Here is a 15169-nt window from a genome sequence, read left to right as displayed (position 1 = left end):
ACTAATGCCAAGATACAATTTGATTTGTATATGAATGTCACTGACGGTTTAAAATCAACCGCCGTTCGTCAATAATTTCTTTTCGATGAATGTTGACCTTTTTTCAATAGCGTACTTTTTCTGATTATCTATTCGTCTCTCTGGCCAAATCAAATAATTCGGGGCCGATGTGGCAATACCCGCCGGGATTTTCTTCAAGATAGTTCTGGTGATAGGCTTCTGCCGTATAAAAGTTCAGCAGTGGTTTAACTTCAACTGCTAACGGCTTATTATACTGGCTGGCAATTTCGCTCAACACTTCGGTTATAACCGGAACCTGATGCTCAGCCGTATAATAAATTCCCGAACGATACTGGGTTCCGATATCATTTCCCTGCCTGTTAACGCTGGTAGGATCGATGGTTTTGAAAAATAGATCAAGTAATTGGCTGAGCCGTACCTTTTCCGGGTCATAAGTTACTTTAACAGTCTCTGCAAAACCGGTACCACCATTTACAACTTCTTTGTAATTCGGATCTTTAGTTTTTCCGTTGGCAAAGCCCACCTCTGTGATGATTACGCCCTTGATCAATTTAAAAAAATGCTCAGTGCCCCAAAAGCATCCGCCTGCAAAATAAATCACTTCTCCTCCGCTTTCCTCAAATTCATTTTCTATTTTCATGTTATTTGGTTTTAATTCAATATTTCCGTGACTGCCGGAGTTACTTGTAACGCTGTCTACACTATCAGCCGGATCAATTTGGCTGACCAGCTTTTTGTAAACGGACTTCGTAAAGCGCACAAAAGTCCTTTCAACTTTATCATAACCCACCCATTCCTTTACATTTCCATAGGCACATGTGGGTGCACCTTCGGTACTTCCATCCACCAGTGTATACCGCTGGGGATTTTGCTGGTACATTTCTGCGGTAACTTTCTCCATGATTTGTTAAGCAAGTAATTGGTTTAACTTTATCTCGATCGCAGCTTTAAGTTGAATGCCCCTTGCCTGATCGATGATCTTGCCGTTTTTCAAAAAGAAGATAGCAGGGATGCCCCTGACGTTGTAGTCCTTTGCGATATCCTGATGCATTTCGACGTCGATCTCAACAAAATCAATTCGTCCTTCATAGTCATTAGACAGCGCTTGAAGGACGGGCTGAACTGCTTTGCAATCGCTGCACCAGTCGGCATAAAACTTTAAAAGGACGGGCTTGTTGCCGGCGATGATCTGTTCAAATTCCGTGTTATTATTAATCTTTCTCATGGTTTCAATTCTTGTAGTTAATTACTGTAAATGTTAATGGGGATACAGATAACCTTCTTTGATGCATCCTTGATTGGAAGGCATGACACCGGGCTGATCCGTCTGGGACTGTTAATCTTTTTCCTTGTAATTTGTGGCTGAGGGGAAACATAACGATGTCGGCTATCTCCCCAAATGCGCAGCGACAACGCCAGGTTTGGAAGGTCCCTTACGATAAACAGAACGGTTTGTGAAAAACCTGCACCAAGCATCCACGCATCCGGGTAGCTGATCAAAAATAAGAGCGAACTCGCAAAAATTACAATTCCTCCTATGCCCGCGGCTTTCCCCAGGCCAGCCATTCTGAGCGAAGCAATCATTAACAGGCCAAGAGCTATTTGAGGAATACCAAGAAGTATTGATACGGTTCTTGCTGTAAGAAATGTGTACAATGTTGAAAAGACAAAATGGCCTTCTGTCATAGACTTTATTCCAGCAGTTCCTGAAAACGTAAATTTTTGGATCCCAAAAAGTATGAGCAAGGAGGCAGCTCCGATCACGCTCAAGTTGTAACCCAATTTTTCGATTTTACTATTCTCCTTCATGACCTTTATTTTAGATGAATATTTAAAATTTCTGACACTTTATAACTTAATCGCAAATATGATTTGACCCTTACAACTATTCTACTTTCATCAGATAGAATGCACATGAAATTTTAATATCTGTCAATCAATTTGTTAATTATTATTTGGCGAAAAATCATACGAACAAGCACCAGACCTAACTTTACTCAGAAGTAAGCCAATGGAATTATTTTCCATTTATATCGCAATAGAACAGCGAATAAAGATATGGGTCCGAGTCCCAGGGTGGATGCTTAACGGTGTTCCTTATTATGACGGAATAAGAACTTTAAGGTCGATTCCCGCTAATAATTTGCCGATATCCTAAAGTGAAAAGCATGCTTAATTTTCATTTTTTTTCAAACTGGCTATCACACTAATTTCGATTCTGGCTTGCCGAACCAGTTGCTGAACAGCTACCAACGTACGCGACGGATATGGGGATTTAAAATACTTCCTGTAAATAGTATTGAATTCACCAAAATATTTAATATCTGTCAGGTAAACAGTGCAGGAGACAACCTCCGAAGCAGAAAGATTGTTAACTTTTAAGATCTCTACAATTTTTTTTAAGGCTGATTCCGCTTCAGTTGAGAACGGTATAGCGTTTACATCGTTTTCAGACGGCGCTATTTGTCCGGAAACAAATAACAATCCGTTTGATTTAACGAAAGCCCTATAGGCAGGTTGGATGGGTAGCGCTGTTTGACAATTTGCTGCCACGCCGCAGAATGCAAGTAGTGTTAGCAATATAAATTTCATGATTGTTTTTTTAAAGTCCATATTTCAATATTAAATAAGCTAGAGAGGTCATTGATGCCGCTCCCAGCTTCACTTCCCTGATGTTTAATTTATCGTAGGTATCAGAAGTGCTATGGTGGATATCAAAGAACCGCTGGTCATCACATTCCAGACTGATCAATACTTTTGATAGTCCCTTCATTGGCACCAAATCGATGCCCCTCTGGTTGGGATAGATTTCGCCAACTCCGTACGGTACAAAAAGTTCCATCCAGGTCTTAATTTGTTTAACCGCTGTCCGGCTTCCATCAACCCTAAACCCGCGAGGGGTAAATCCGCCAACATCTGACTCCAGTACAGCAATATGATTTTCATTCTTTTCTCTAGCTTCTTTTGCATATTGTATTGCACCATGTGCTCCGGATTCTTCATTCATGTACAAAATAGCCCTGAATGATCGCTCTGGTCTTTTATCCATATTCTTAAGTATCCGTAATACCTCGAGCGTTTGTACAACCCCTGTTCCATCATCAGCAGCTCCCTCCCCCAAATCCCATGAATCAAGATGTGCGCCGACAGTTATAAAATCCTTTGGAAATGTTGTTCCCCTTAATTCACCTATTAAATTGTAGCTTACCTCTTCAGGAAGTTGCTTGCATTGCATGTGTAGGGAGAAAGTTAAGTTAGCGTTCTTCCTTAACGCAACGCTCAGTATTTCCGCACTTTGGATGCCAATGGCAGCGGCTGGTATCTTCTTGATAGTGATATCATATCCTACCGCGCCGGTATGTGGGATATCATCTGTCTTTAAAGTTAAAGAACGTACCAGCACGCCAATTGCGCCTTTTTTTGCTGCTTCGATAGCGCCTTTCGAACGCTGGTCAACGGCACCTAAGTATGCCTTGTAAGTTTCTACTTCCCTGAGATCCATAGCCCGGTTAAAAAAAATAAACCTACCCTTAACCTCACTTTCCTTTAAGGCAGCTAATTCCGTCCAACTATTTACCTCTATTACTTTCGCATGTAATAAACCATCTGTTGCAACAGATCCACCAAAAGCGCAGACTGTCATTTCTGTTTTTTTATTGCCCGTTTTGAAGAATGATATTTCTTTTGCTCCCCTTTCCCAATGAGGTACCATTACTCGCTGAAGATAAACCGAGTCAGGGTTAATTTCCATCATGATCTTTCTGGCCCAATCAACAGATTTTTGGGCATTAGCGGAGCCTGATATACGCGGACCAATTTTTTTTGTTAGAAATAAAAGATCCTCATTCAACTTATTCCCGGTTAGCGCCAGATCAAAAAAGGATTTGATCAATGTCGAATCACTTTTCGCGGGTACTTGCTGGGCAAAAAGATCGGCGGTAAAAAAAATGCAGTAAATACACCATAAGAATGTCCTGCAACTGAAATGGGAAGGCAGTTTATTGTCCATGGCCTGTGGTCGAATAATTTACGGGATACCATTTGTATCCTGTACCCTCTGCACGAATGTGACCTATACCGGGAAAGGAAAGATGGTCAGAGGCTATCCAATACTTATTTTTTGCTGCATCCGCAAAAGCTTTTTTCCTGGCTGCGGCAGCCTGATTTGGATTTATATCATACACAATAGTCACATTGGGTCGGCTAAATTGCACAGGTGCTGCGTGCATAATATCTCCCCAGAATACGATGCTTTCATTTTTGCTCGATAATTTATAGAAGCTATGTCCTGGTGTATGACCTGGGCTTGCTATAGGGAGGACGCCAGGAAACAACTCCTTACCATAGTTAAATGTTTTAACTTTTCCTGCCTTAACGTATGGACTCATTTTTAATAGCGCCTGGTCAAAATATGGTTTTAGTTCAGCTGATGCCGCCTTATAATTTTTTGGAGTTAGCCAAAAATCATATTCCTGCTGGCTTACATAAATGGTCGCATTTGGAAAAACCATTTTTTCGCCCAACATCAATCCGCCTGTATGGTCTGAATGAATGTGGGTGATTAGCACGGCATCCACATCTTCCGGTTTAAACCCCGCTTTAGCAAAACTTTCCGGTAGTTTTCCTAGGGTTGGGCCGAATAATTCAGATGTACCCGCATCTATGAGTATAAGTTTTCCGTCCAGCTTGAATAAATATGCGTTGACAGAAAGCTCAACAACTGGCTCTTGAAAGCTAAGGTTGAATAGGGATTTCACTTCTCCCGGCTTAACATTGGTTAAAAGCTTACCCATGTCCTGAGAAACACTGCCATCGGAAAGGGCAATTAAGTCAATGTCACCTAAAGCCATGTGATAATACCCCGGCTGTGCAAGTGGCAAAGAAACCGTCTGAGCCGAGGCATTAATCGTTAAAGTCGCGAAAATAGCTGCAAAGGCTATATTTCTGTACGTATTCCATTTTAAGTTTTTCCTGTAATTTTTCATCCTTCTTTTTTTATGATTGTTAATTTGATTGTATTGTTTACCTCTTAATCGAAACATTACTTAACTCCTTACAATTATTTTGAACTTTGCGTAACTGAAAATTAAAATCGCTTCCGAACCCATCCATTCAAGATTCAGCGATTAATTAATTAACTTAAAATCAATAAATTATGAAATAAAACGACAAAATTAAATGAAAAAGCTTGTCAAACGTAACTTTATTAGTTACGTTTGCATCGTTATTTGATTTTATGAAAGCTGACGCCAAATTTTCAACTGCGATCCACATTTGCCTTTACCTTCAATACCGGGGGGAAAAGCTTCTCTCATCACAGGAGATGGCAGCAAGCGTGGGCACTAACCCGGTTGTGATCAGGCGGGTACTTGCTGAACTCCGAAAAAAGAACATTGTAGGAAGTGTGGCCGGTAATCAGGGTGGCTTTTACCTGACGAGACCGGTGGGCAAGATCAATTTGTGGGACATTTACCAGGCCGTAAATGACAGGGAATTGTTCCAGAGGCCGAAAGTGAATGAGGAATGCCCGGTAAGCAGCAATTTGGGACAATTGGTTAAATTACCTTTTCAGGCCGCCGAAAATGCAATGCAGCCCGGCCTCGAAAAAATTACTGTTTCAGACCTTTACGGGCAGCTAGAAGATCTGTTGAAAACGTCACCAAAGTTTTGTTAATGACTCGTGTAATAAAACAGCAGGATTTTTTATTGCGTTCAATTGTAACAAATAAAGTTTTATTTATTAAATTAAAAAACAGAAATCATGAAAAATCAATCAACTACACTAACTGACAGCAGCCAGTTGCCAGTAAATCATGCTCACCAACAAAACACAGTATTAGGCCTGGATGTTGCAAAGATCCAAAAACTGAATGCATTTGGAATGGGTTTATCCCGTTACGGCCTGGCAGTGCTTCTGCTGATCTTTGGTATCTATAAATTTACCGATTTTGAAGCCAAGGGTATACAACCGCTGGTACAGAATAGCCCGTTAATGTCGTGGCTTTACCAGGTGACTGATCTCAGAAGCACATCGGGGATCATTGGTACCGTCGAAATAGGTTTGGCTGTTATGATTTCCTTACGGGCATGGTTCCCAAAGGTATCTGCATTAGGGAGTATCGGAAGTGTTTTTATGTTTTTAACCAGCCTTAGCTTTTTGATAACTACACCAGGTATGTGGACAATAATGGAAGGCTTACCTGTCCCTACTGACGGTGGCTTCATTATGAAAGACCTGATCTTTCTTGGGGTTTCGATATGGACGGCAGGGGAAGCTCTAAAAGGTGCACAGCAAGAATTATAGTCCGTTCGGCTTGTGATAGGTTGAACAGCTGGAGTTATTTGGGTCTGCCTGCAACAGGTGACGCCTTTATTACGGACATGCCGGAGGTTCACCTGCGGTAACGATAAACTGGCTGCCCCGGTTTTCTATGGCATCCAATAGGGGATCATGTTTCCCCTTGGGCTATCAAAAATATTCCGCTCGGCCTGGAGATATTAGCTTACCGCAGACCATTGGTACTTCCTGCCCTGGTATGGCAGTTCATTTGTAAGGCGCTTTGCTATGATAACCTAATGTGCGTCCGTTACCGGAAATAATTCTGAGAGGACCTTGGTTGCGTTCATTATCGACGGGCTCTTTTCATCAGCTCGCCAACAAATGTAAAGTTCGCTATGGAAAGGCATTTCTATTGCCCGCACGCCCGGAAACCCATGGTGCACAAATCCCCCTGGCAGTATGGCCATGCCAAGGCCCCTTGAAACCAGTCCGAGCAGGCTCGATCCGAAATCCGAAAAATAACAGGCCCTGGGGACCACCCCATAGGATTCCATGATTTCCTGAACAAAGAAGTAAAAGCGGCTCTGGCGTTCGGCCACGGGAAGTATGAACGTCTGTTCTTTAAGGGCCGCGCCAGTGATATCTTCGGGACGGGAAAGGTCGGAACTTTCAGGAACAAAAAGAGCAACGGGCTGGCGGCTGATCATGTGCGAACAAATACCGGGCAACTTGCTCAGCTGCCGGGTAAAAGCCATGTCCAATTTGTGGTCCTGTAGGGATTCTTCAATATTCTTATAGAGCAGCTGTACCAGTTCGACGGTGATTTCGGGATGCCTTTCCCCAAGTGTGCCCATGAAGTGTGGTATGATCGAAGATGATATGGAATCCGGATGGGCAATCCTGATATGGCCCGTTTCCCCTTTGCTGATCTTGCTGGCGCAAGTGTGGACATGGTCAAGGTCTTCGAGGATAACACTCCACTTTTCTTTGAGGAATATTCCCGAGGGGGTCAGACTGACGTTCCTTTTATTCCTTTCAAAAAGAGAAACGCCCAGTTCCTCTTCCATCGCCTGGATTTGTCTGCTCAGAGCGGACTGGGTAATGTTCATCATTGACGCGGTGCGCCAGAAGTGGAGTTCCTTTGAAAGTGCTATAAAATTCCTGATCTGTTGTATGTCCATTGATGCGTTAAATTCATTAGTCTATACCAAATTAGCATTTTTAAACATCGCTTGATTGAATATTTTTACATGTAGGGGCCAATGACTATGCAGTTTGCCAGTTTTTAAATCTCCGGGACTGCCTATGGACACAATAACCAGGAGAAATCTAATCAAAAAAGCAGGCATTGCCGTTGCCGCCTTTGCTGTCCCATTGGAGGCAGCATCTGAGGCATTCATCTTAAATAGCCCCACAACCAAAAATATGATCAAGCCATTTATCGTAGACGTTCCCCAACAGGTCCTAGATGATCTAAAAAACAGGTTGATGCTCACCCGATGGCCCGACACCTTTGCCGGCGGGGACTGGAACTACGGCGCCGACCTTGGCTACATGAAAGAACTGGCCGATTACTGGCAGCACCAGTTCGATTGGCGCAAGGTGGAGCGCGAGATCAACGCCCTTCCCAATTTCTTAGCCAATATCAATGGGCATGAAATCCACTTTCTTCATATCAAAGGGAAGGGCAAACGGTCAGTACCTCTGCTGATTACCCATGGCTGGCCGGGATCATTTCTTGAAATGATGAAATTGGTCCCACTTCTTACAGAGGATCCCGAAGATTCCTTCGACCTCGTAATCCCCTCTATACCGGGTTTCGGATTTTCGGCAAAGCCACTGGCAGCGGGCTGCAACAGCGCATTCGTTGCTGAGTTGTGGCACCAACTCATGGGCGAACTTGGCTATAAGCGCTATGGTGCTCAGGGCGGGGACATTGGTTCGGGGATAAGTACATGGCTCGCTCTGCGTTACCCGGAAAATATTATAGGACTGCATCTCAACTATATTTCCGGTTCCTATAAGCCCTATCTGCCCGAAGGAGAAAAACTCTCCGATGAGGTCCTGGTATTTCAAAAAGCGGGGGCCGAATGGTCTGCAAAAGAAGGTGCATATGCCTACATCCATGCTACAAAGCCCCTGACGGCAGCCTACGGACTTAATGATTCCCCGGTGGGGCTGTGCGCCTGGATCATCGAGAAATTCAACGGCTGGAGTGATAATGGTGGAAATGTTGAAAATGTGTTCACAAAAGACGAACTGCTGGCCAACGTAACACTTTACTGGATCACCCAGACCATTTCTTCTTCGATGGGCATGTACAAAGAGAACAGCAAAAAGCCAATCGTCTTTGCAAAGGGCGAGTCTATAAAGGTGCCCGTCGCTTTTGCCAGGTTCCCACATGAATTGCCTACGCCCCCAAGGTCCTACATAGAAAAGGGTTTCAATGTCCAGCGATGGACAGAGATGCCCAAAGGAGGGCATTTTGCAGCTGCCGAACAGCCCGTGCTGCTGGCAAAGGATATCAAGGCCTTTTTTTTCGATATCATTTAGTCTTTGGGATGGGACCTTCTGCCACCATCTGCACATATTGTAAATTGTTAAAAAACTTGTAAGGTTTCCGACCCGGATCCGATTAAGACTTAAAACGATCCTGCTAACAACGCGTTAAACCGACCTCCGTACCATTTTAAAAAAACGGCACCACGATCGCAAGTTGAATGAAAAGGTAAAACAAAGTAAACGAATCCGTCAAAAACGCTGCTTTCAAACTATGGAAAACCAATTTTACAAATCTTTACCAGTTAGTCAGGCAGCTATTGGCACTAACCGAACTATATAGATCGTACTGGTTTATGATTGTGCTTATACTGATAGCCTTGATCAACCCATACTTATCTGTAATAATTAAATTAAAACGCTTCTGAACATGAAGCAAAATATAAAAGAGAAAAATGAAAATCAGAACATTATATGCCAGGCATTAACAGGAGAAAAGTTAAAAGCAACTCCTGTTTTAGAAAAAAAGCGATCCGCGTGTATCAAGTTTAACCAATGCTCATAAAGCCGTCGAATTGGAAAAGAAAAGAATGCTAAAATTCGCTCCCGATACCGTTTACCTGTAGGATGTTGTCATATCACATTGGGAACGAGGTTCTAACAGTTCTTAGATTTACAGGAAACTATTTCAAATAAATAGCCCTTACTATTGTCAATAAAAACGTATATGCTGGATAAACTTAGAAAACATATAGAGAAGATTGTACCGCTTAGTGATACTGAGTATGCATTTGTGTTAAGCCATTTTACCACAAAAAACTTCAAAAAACATCAGTTTCTAATTCAGGACGGAGACGCCGTAAAACATCATTTCTTTATATTATCCGGACTTTTAAAGCTGGTTTATACCGATGATACCACAAAACAGCACATTGTATCATTTGCTATGGAAGACTGGTGGGAAAGTGACTTTCATGCGTATTATACCCAAACGGAAGCTACCATGTCTTTGATATGTCTGGAAGATACTGAAGTACTCTGCCTGACACTTGAAAATTACAGGAATCTTTGTGACGGATTACAAAAGATGGAAAAGTTCTTTCTTGAAAAGGCAAATTTCGGATTTCTTGGGGCGCAGCGGCGTATCATTTCCTGGTTAACCTCTAGTGCAAAAGAACGGTATGAACAGCTTCTTAAACAATATCCGTCGCTGATTCAGCGTGTGCCTAAAAGCCAACTTGCTGCATATCTGGGCGTATCCCGGGAAACTTTGAGCAGATTAAATTCTTAAGTGATATACCTCACTTTATAAACGTGAGGTATATCACGGCCTTCTCTTAATTGCTATGCTCACTTTTGTATTATTAATTTTTAATACAATTATGAACAAGACAGCAAAATTAACAGCTCTATCAATATTAATTACGATGCCCTTATGGGCCCAAACTCAAAAAGAACAAAAAATGGAAAAAAGAATTATTAATCCGTGGCAGTGGCAGGATAAGCGCAGTTATGTGCAGGCGGTAGAGGTAAAACATGTGGAGAGCACACTATATATTTCCGGACAAACTGCCATAAGCGATGATGGAACATCAAGCAACGAGGATATGAAAACCCAACTGGTAAAGGCCCTGCAGAATTTAGAAACTGTAATTAGCAAAGCAGGATACAAGCCTGAAGGAATTGTACGATTGAATATTTATACGACATCAACAGCCGAACTTTGGCCAAACTTTAAGATTTTTCAGGACTGGGCTGCCAAAAACAACGTCAAACAGGCATTAACTCTTTTAGAAGTGAAAAGCCTGTTCGAAACTTTAAAAGTAGAGTTAGAAGCTACGGTTGTTAAATAAAATATTGCAGTTGACAGCTGTTGAAATCAACTAATGCTTTATGTTAGGTCCGATTTCGATCTATAAACAAAAGAACTAAATTTTAATACTAATAAAAAATAATGAGTTTAATTGAAGCCCTAAACTGGCGCTATGCCACTAAGAAAATGAACGGCAAAGCTGTTCCGCAAGAAAAGGTTGATTTAATTTTAGAAGCCGCTCGCTTAGCGCCAACTTCTTCAGGTCTACAGCCGTATAGGGTGATTGTAATTACGAATCAAGATTTAAAACAAACACTTTTAGCACATTCATTTAACCAATCTCAGATTATAGATTCTTCTCATCTTTTGGTTTTTGCCGCTTGGGATACTTACACTGAAGATAGAATAAATGGTGTTTTTACACATATACATAAAGAGCGTGGAACTCCACCAGAAAGTACAACAGATTATCAAAAAATGTTAATTGGTAGTTATGTACCAAGAACTGAAGAAGTTAATTTTAATCACGCTGCTCGTCAGGCTTACATTGGTTTTGGAATGGCATTAGCGGAAGCAGCAATCCAAAAAGTAGACGCAACACCTATGGAAGGATTTGACAATGTCGAATACGATAAAATTTTAGGATTGAATGGAAAAGGTTTAAAAAGCGTTGCAATTATGCCATTAGGCTATCGTGATGAAAAAGGCGACTGGTTAGTAAACTTAAAAAAAATACGTCAGCCAAAATCAGAATTCATTATTGAATTTAAATAAGAAATACATCATCGGTAACGGGTGCTCTGCAATAAGGCATCCGTTTTTTTAACAGGTCATATCTCAGTAATCAAGTAAAATCTCATGATCAACAAAATTGCAGACAGTAAAGAAAATGGATTTGAGTGGCTTGACATGACTGAGCCTACCGAAGAGGATTTCGCAAAAGTAGCGAATAAATATAATCTTCACCCCGCATTAGTCAACGATTGCTTGCAGCCGGACCACTTGCCAAAGTTTGAGAGAATGCAGCACTATTCTTTTATAATATTCAGAATATACACAGAAAGTGACCTGCTTGAGGCTGACAACATACAGGACCTTACCAGTACAATTGCCATATTTTTTTGCGAGGAATTTATTTTGACCATTCATCTGAAAAAGCAGTCGCTATTTAAACAAGTAATTGAATCTATGGAGGAGAAGATGTCTTCAAGCAGTAGGGAATTGTTTAATATCTTGATCGTATATTGTCTCAATACTTATGAAGAACCATTAAAAGAGCTTTCGAAGTCTGTAGATTATTATGAGAAAATGGTCTTTCTTAGACCAAAAGATGAACCAATATTGAAAGGGATATATTACCTGAAAAGGAAGATCGACCTCCTTAAACAAATGCTTCTTCTTTCCTACGATATTATCGACAAATTAGATTCAAAAGACGAAGGGAATGTGGAGACACGAGATACGAGAGATCAGTTTATCAAACTTCAAAGCATGCTAATTTCCCAGTCTGAAAATCTTCATCAATTATTGGACATTTACTTTTCCGTATCTTCCCAAAGAACTAATGATACTATAAGAGTATTGACCATATTTTCCGTGTTCTTTATGCCTATGACCTTCATAGTAGGCCTATATGGGATGAATTTTCAATTTATGCCCGAGTTAAAATGGAAACTGGGTTATCCCGGGGTATTGCTATTGATTGCCATAATTAATGGGTTAATATTTATATGGTTTAAGAGAAAAAAGTGGCTATAAGAAAAGATGATTGTACCTATCCTGTTATTTTTGTAAATGCAGTACAGCATGTCTAAAATCAAGGCGATAAGGCATAAAAAATCGCAACCTTACGAATCATATAAATTTGTGTTATTTAGTATATAATTAATAGAATGAATCTTCCTGCCAGCTTCAAAATTCTTCTTATCATCCTATTTTTATTTGTCCTAACCCACAATTCGTTCGGCCAAAATTATGGCTTAGCAATTGCAACAACTGATGAATCCAAAGAAAACAATACAGCGCTCGATTTGTCGCCCGGCAGCCCTTTATGTTTAGACGGAAACTTTGAGATTTCTTTTGAGGCATCATCACTGTATTCAGGACTTTTATATGGATATATTGTCAGGATAATTGAGAATAATGAACGTAATTTTGACTTAATATACAATTCTGAGAATCCTGAAAATCTTTTTGGTATAGTAGTGGGCGACTACCGCACCAAAATCAGATTAAATATCGCACCTGAGAACTTTCTAAAAAATTGGAATAAAATAAGTATCAAGTTTGATGCAGATAAGGATAGGCTTATTGTTTCTGATGGACACAAAACATACGTCGAAGGAAACTTGCATCTGAAGAAAAAGGGGTGCTACAAGCTATTTTTCGGTGCAAACGGTGATAAGAAGTTCAAAACAACTGAAGCGCTCTCGGTGAAATTGCGTAACATCCGGATTCTAAAAAATGGCATAACAAAATATTACTGGCCTTTGGATGAACATGAGGGAGAAGTTGCGCACGAATTGATAAATGGCAATAACGGTAGCATTAAATATCCATTTTGGATGGCCTCAATGCACCAGAAATGGGAAAAAGTCGGTGATTTCGTTGTAAACGGGGCCGCCAGCACGGCTTTTGACCGTAAAGAAGAATCCTTATTTGTTATTGGGGAAGATTCGTTATTTACTTTTTCTTTGCCTAATTCGAGTCTTAGTTCCAAGTCTAATCTGGACAAATTTAAAATGAGCCATGGGAGTCAATCCGTTTTCAGCCCCATTAACAACAATATTTACAACTTTCTTCCTGGTCAAAAAATGGTTGCAAGGTATAGTGTGATCAATCAAAAATGGAATAAAAAACTTCCGTATTGGCAAGAACCTGATTATTGGCAAGCGAACAAATTAATATCCCCGAGAGATAGTTCCATGTATGTCTTTGCCGGGTACGGTCACTTCAGATATAAAAATACTGTTCAGCGCTTTTCGTTGAAAACCGAGCAGTGGGAACAAATAAAACCTAAGGGGGATTTTTTCACGCCAAGGTATTTAGCAGGTTTGGGATCCAATCCGCAAGGTGATACAGTTTATGTGCTGGGAGGTTACGGCAGTTCAAGCGGTTCACAAATGGTCAATTCCAGCAATATTTACAATATGATGCGTTTTACAACGAAAGACCAGACGTTTAAAAAGCTGTACGACCTGAAAAATCACTCTGAAGATTTTGCATTTGCGAGTTCGCTGGTTATAGATAATAGCTCAAAAACCTACTACGGACTTGCGTTTCCTCAACGTAAATACAATTCGAGTCTGCGTCTTATTGTCGGGTCGTTAAACAACAGTAGTTATAAACATGTTGGAAGCGCTATTCCTTATAGCTTCCATGATATCCGTTCCTTCGCTGATCTTTTTTATTGTCCGGAAAGCAAGAAATTTATAGCTGTTACCTTATTAAGGTCTAAAAATGACCAGACAAAGGTGAGTATTTATACATTGCAGGGACCGCCTTTGGATTTTGTGAAAAGCAATTTAACCCCAAAATATCATCCTTCCCGATTATTCATTGGCTTAACATTATTTTTCGCGTTACTAGGCGGTGGTTTAATACTTTATTTACGCAACAAGAAACGTCACACTTCCACAGGTGATCAGATCAAGCCCCTAGAACCAAGTGCAAAACCGAACGTTTCTGCCAAAAATGCAATTTTTCTCTTTGGGGACCTTCAAGTTTTTGATCGAAATGGAACAGATATAACTAAGCTTTTCACGCCACTTCTGAAAGAATTGTTTCTGCTATTGCTCGTAAATTCAGTTAAAAACGGAAGAGGTCTACACGCCGAAAAACTTGATGAGATTCTTTGGTTTGGAAGAACTGAGAAAAGTGTCAGGAATAACCGATCCGTAAATATTGTTAAATTAAAATCAATTCTTGAAAGGATTGAGCATTGTCAGCTTTTAAAAGATGCTGATTACTGGAAAATCGAGTTGGATTATGACTTTTGGTATATTGATTATCACAATTATTTAAACCTAATCGAAGATAAAAAGAAACTTGATGAGGAAAAGATTAAATTGCTTTTTGAACTCACCCGGCGCGGTAACTTTCTATCCAATCACAATTACGAATGGCTTGATAAATTCAAATCTGAAATTTCAAATGAAGTAATTGATGTTTTATTGAGTTATGCCAATTCGGCCAAACCATACAATCCGGAGTTTTTAATCCAGATAGCCAGCTATATTTTCTATTTTGACCCGGTCAGTGAAGAAGCAATGATCATCAAATGTAAAGCCTTATCAAGTCTGGGTAAACATTCATTAGCTAAAAAAGCGTTTGACGTCTTTATTAAAGATTATCGATCGATTTACAATGAAGATTTTAATAAAAATTTTAATCAAATAATTTAAAGTCAAAGCACTGATTAACAGTGTGTTTTACTTCCATCCACTTCAAAGCAAGTGTTTAGCGCCCAAATATTAATGGCCTGTTAATTTCTCATTAATAGATTTTCCTTAATTCGTAAATGATGACAGTTATGACAGCATAGTGATCTGTTGTAC

At 40.4% G+C, this 15169-nt stretch carries 16 protein-coding genes; 9 read left to right on the top strand and 7 right to left on the bottom strand.

Features of this window, described 5'->3' with window-relative positions; all coding sequences use genetic code 11:
• Positions 1-124: 124 nt before the first annotated feature.
• From msrA to ABIX36_RS17270, 6 genes are all read right to left on the bottom strand, one after another.
• Positions 125-922, bottom strand: a complete 798-nt coding sequence (gene msrA / locus ABIX36_RS17295; protein WP_348083421.1) for a peptide-methionine (S)-S-oxide reductase MsrA — start codon at positions 920-922, stop codon at positions 125-127.
• A 6-nt stretch (positions 923-928) separates the two neighbouring features.
• Positions 929-1246: a thioredoxin family protein gene (locus ABIX36_RS17290; protein WP_348083420.1), complete on the bottom strand. Its 318-nt coding sequence runs from the start codon at positions 1244-1246 to the stop codon at positions 929-931.
• Between the two features lie 17 nt (positions 1247-1263).
• Positions 1264-1830: a DUF417 family protein gene (locus ABIX36_RS17285; RefSeq protein ID WP_348083419.1), complete on the bottom strand. Its 567-nt coding sequence runs from the start codon at positions 1828-1830 to the stop codon at positions 1264-1266.
• Between the two features lie 363 nt (positions 1831-2193).
• Positions 2194-2613, bottom strand: a complete 420-nt coding sequence (locus ABIX36_RS17280; RefSeq protein WP_348083418.1) for a Rid family hydrolase — start codon at positions 2611-2613, stop codon at positions 2194-2196.
• Positions 2614-2623: 10 nt separating this feature from the next.
• Positions 2624-4030 carry a M20/M25/M40 family metallo-hydrolase gene (locus ABIX36_RS17275; RefSeq protein WP_348083417.1) on the bottom strand — a complete coding sequence of 469 codons (1407 nt, stop codon included), beginning with the start codon at positions 4028-4030 and terminating at the stop codon, positions 2624-2626.
• Entirely contained in the window at positions 4020-5006 is a 987-nt protein-coding gene (locus tag ABIX36_RS17270; protein WP_348083416.1) for an MBL fold metallo-hydrolase, read from the bottom strand. The genes ABIX36_RS17275 and ABIX36_RS17270 overlap by 11 nt, the downstream gene beginning before the upstream one ends.
• 203 nt (positions 5007-5209) lie before the next feature.
• Between ABIX36_RS17270 and ABIX36_RS17265 the strand changes: the two genes are divergently transcribed.
• Both ABIX36_RS17265 and ABIX36_RS17260 read left to right on the top strand, forming a co-directional pair.
• Positions 5210-5695, top strand: a complete 486-nt coding sequence (locus ABIX36_RS17265) for an Rrf2 family transcriptional regulator (protein ID WP_348083415.1) — start codon at positions 5210-5212, stop codon at positions 5693-5695.
• Positions 5696-5782: 87 nt separating this feature from the next.
• Positions 5783-6325 carry a DUF417 family protein gene (locus tag ABIX36_RS17260; protein ID WP_348083414.1) on the top strand — a complete coding sequence of 181 codons (543 nt, stop codon included), beginning with the start codon at positions 5783-5785 and terminating at the stop codon, positions 6323-6325.
• 269 nt (positions 6326-6594) lie between these two features.
• Here the strand turns inward: ABIX36_RS17260 and ABIX36_RS17255 are convergent, their stop codons facing one another.
• On the bottom strand, positions 6595-7482 hold the full coding sequence (locus ABIX36_RS17255) for a LysR family transcriptional regulator (protein WP_348083413.1): 888 nt from the start codon (positions 7480-7482) through the stop codon (positions 6595-6597).
• 124 nt (positions 7483-7606) lie between these two features.
• On the opposite strand from ABIX36_RS17255, the gene ABIX36_RS17250 reads away from it, so the two are divergent.
• The 7 genes from ABIX36_RS17250 to ABIX36_RS17220 all read left to right on the top strand — a co-directional run bounded on the left by ABIX36_RS17250 (position 7607) and on the right by ABIX36_RS17220 (position 15016).
• The gene (locus ABIX36_RS17250; protein ID WP_348083412.1) at positions 7607-8854 is read left to right on the top strand and encodes an epoxide hydrolase family protein; all 1248 of its coding nucleotides are present in this window, start codon (positions 7607-7609) and stop codon (positions 8852-8854) included.
• A 376-nt stretch (positions 8855-9230) separates the two neighbouring features.
• Positions 9231-9365, top strand: coding sequence for a hypothetical protein (locus ABIX36_RS17245; RefSeq protein ID WP_348083411.1), 135 nt, complete (start codon positions 9231-9233; stop codon positions 9363-9365).
• Between the two features lie 162 nt (positions 9366-9527).
• Complete coding sequence (locus tag ABIX36_RS17240) at positions 9528-10091, top strand: Crp/Fnr family transcriptional regulator (protein ID WP_348083410.1); 564 nt, start codon at positions 9528-9530, stop codon at positions 10089-10091.
• Positions 10092-10182: 91 nt separating this feature from the next.
• Positions 10183-10653 carry a RidA family protein gene (locus ABIX36_RS17235; RefSeq protein WP_348083409.1) on the top strand — a complete coding sequence of 157 codons (471 nt, stop codon included), beginning with the start codon at positions 10183-10185 and terminating at the stop codon, positions 10651-10653.
• 101 nt (positions 10654-10754) lie between these two features.
• Positions 10755-11387 (top strand): NAD(P)H-dependent oxidoreductase, encoded by a 633-nt coding sequence (locus tag ABIX36_RS17230; protein ID WP_348083408.1) that lies wholly within the window; start codon positions 10755-10757, stop codon positions 11385-11387.
• Between the two features lie 84 nt (positions 11388-11471).
• Positions 11472-12371: a CorA family divalent cation transporter gene (locus tag ABIX36_RS17225; RefSeq protein WP_348083407.1), complete on the top strand. Its 900-nt coding sequence runs from the start codon at positions 11472-11474 to the stop codon at positions 12369-12371.
• Between the two features lie 134 nt (positions 12372-12505).
• Positions 12506-15016, top strand: coding sequence for a kelch repeat-containing protein (locus ABIX36_RS17220; RefSeq protein ID WP_348083406.1), 2511 nt, complete (start codon positions 12506-12508; stop codon positions 15014-15016).
• The last annotated feature ends 153 nt before the right edge of the window (positions 15017-15169 follow it).

This window comes from Mucilaginibacter sp., assembly GCF_039925265.1.
Lineage (GTDB): Bacteria > Bacteroidota > Bacteroidia > Sphingobacteriales > Sphingobacteriaceae > Mucilaginibacter.
This window is presented reverse-complemented; position numbering and strand designations above follow the sequence as displayed.

Coding starts and splice junctions, on each gene's coding strand:
- ABIX36_RS17260 (WP_348083414.1), top strand. CDS start 5,783: ATGAAAAATCAATCAACTACACTAACTGACAGCAGCCAGTTGCCAGTA.
- msrA (WP_348083421.1), bottom strand. CDS start 922: ATGGAGAAAGTTACCGCAGAAATGTACCAGCAAAATCCCCAGCGGTAT.
- ABIX36_RS17225 (WP_348083407.1), top strand. CDS start 11,472: ATGATCAACAAAATTGCAGACAGTAAAGAAAATGGATTTGAGTGGCTT.
- ABIX36_RS17230 (WP_348083408.1), top strand. CDS start 10,755: ATGAGTTTAATTGAAGCCCTAAACTGGCGCTATGCCACTAAGAAAATG.
- ABIX36_RS17285 (WP_348083419.1), bottom strand. CDS start 1,830: ATGAAGGAGAATAGTAAAATCGAAAAATTGGGTTACAACTTGAGCGTG.
- ABIX36_RS17235 (WP_348083409.1), top strand. CDS start 10,183: ATGAACAAGACAGCAAAATTAACAGCTCTATCAATATTAATTACGATG.
- ABIX36_RS17220 (WP_348083406.1), top strand. CDS start 12,506: ATGAATCTTCCTGCCAGCTTCAAAATTCTTCTTATCATCCTATTTTTA.
- ABIX36_RS17240 (WP_348083410.1), top strand. CDS start 9,528: ATGCTGGATAAACTTAGAAAACATATAGAGAAGATTGTACCGCTTAGT.
- ABIX36_RS17280 (WP_348083418.1), bottom strand. CDS start 2,613: ATGAAATTTATATTGCTAACACTACTTGCATTCTGCGGCGTGGCAGCA.
- ABIX36_RS17275 (WP_348083417.1), bottom strand. CDS start 4,030: ATGGACAATAAACTGCCTTCCCATTTCAGTTGCAGGACATTCTTATGG.
- ABIX36_RS17245 (WP_348083411.1), top strand. CDS start 9,231: ATGAAGCAAAATATAAAAGAGAAAAATGAAAATCAGAACATTATATGC.
- ABIX36_RS17255 (WP_348083413.1), bottom strand. CDS start 7,482: ATGGACATACAACAGATCAGGAATTTTATAGCACTTTCAAAGGAACTC.
- ABIX36_RS17250 (WP_348083412.1), top strand. CDS start 7,607: ATGGACACAATAACCAGGAGAAATCTAATCAAAAAAGCAGGCATTGCC.
- ABIX36_RS17270 (WP_348083416.1), bottom strand. CDS start 5,006: ATGAAAAATTACAGGAAAAACTTAAAATGGAATACGTACAGAAATATA.
- ABIX36_RS17290 (WP_348083420.1), bottom strand. CDS start 1,246: ATGAGAAAGATTAATAATAACACGGAATTTGAACAGATCATCGCCGGC.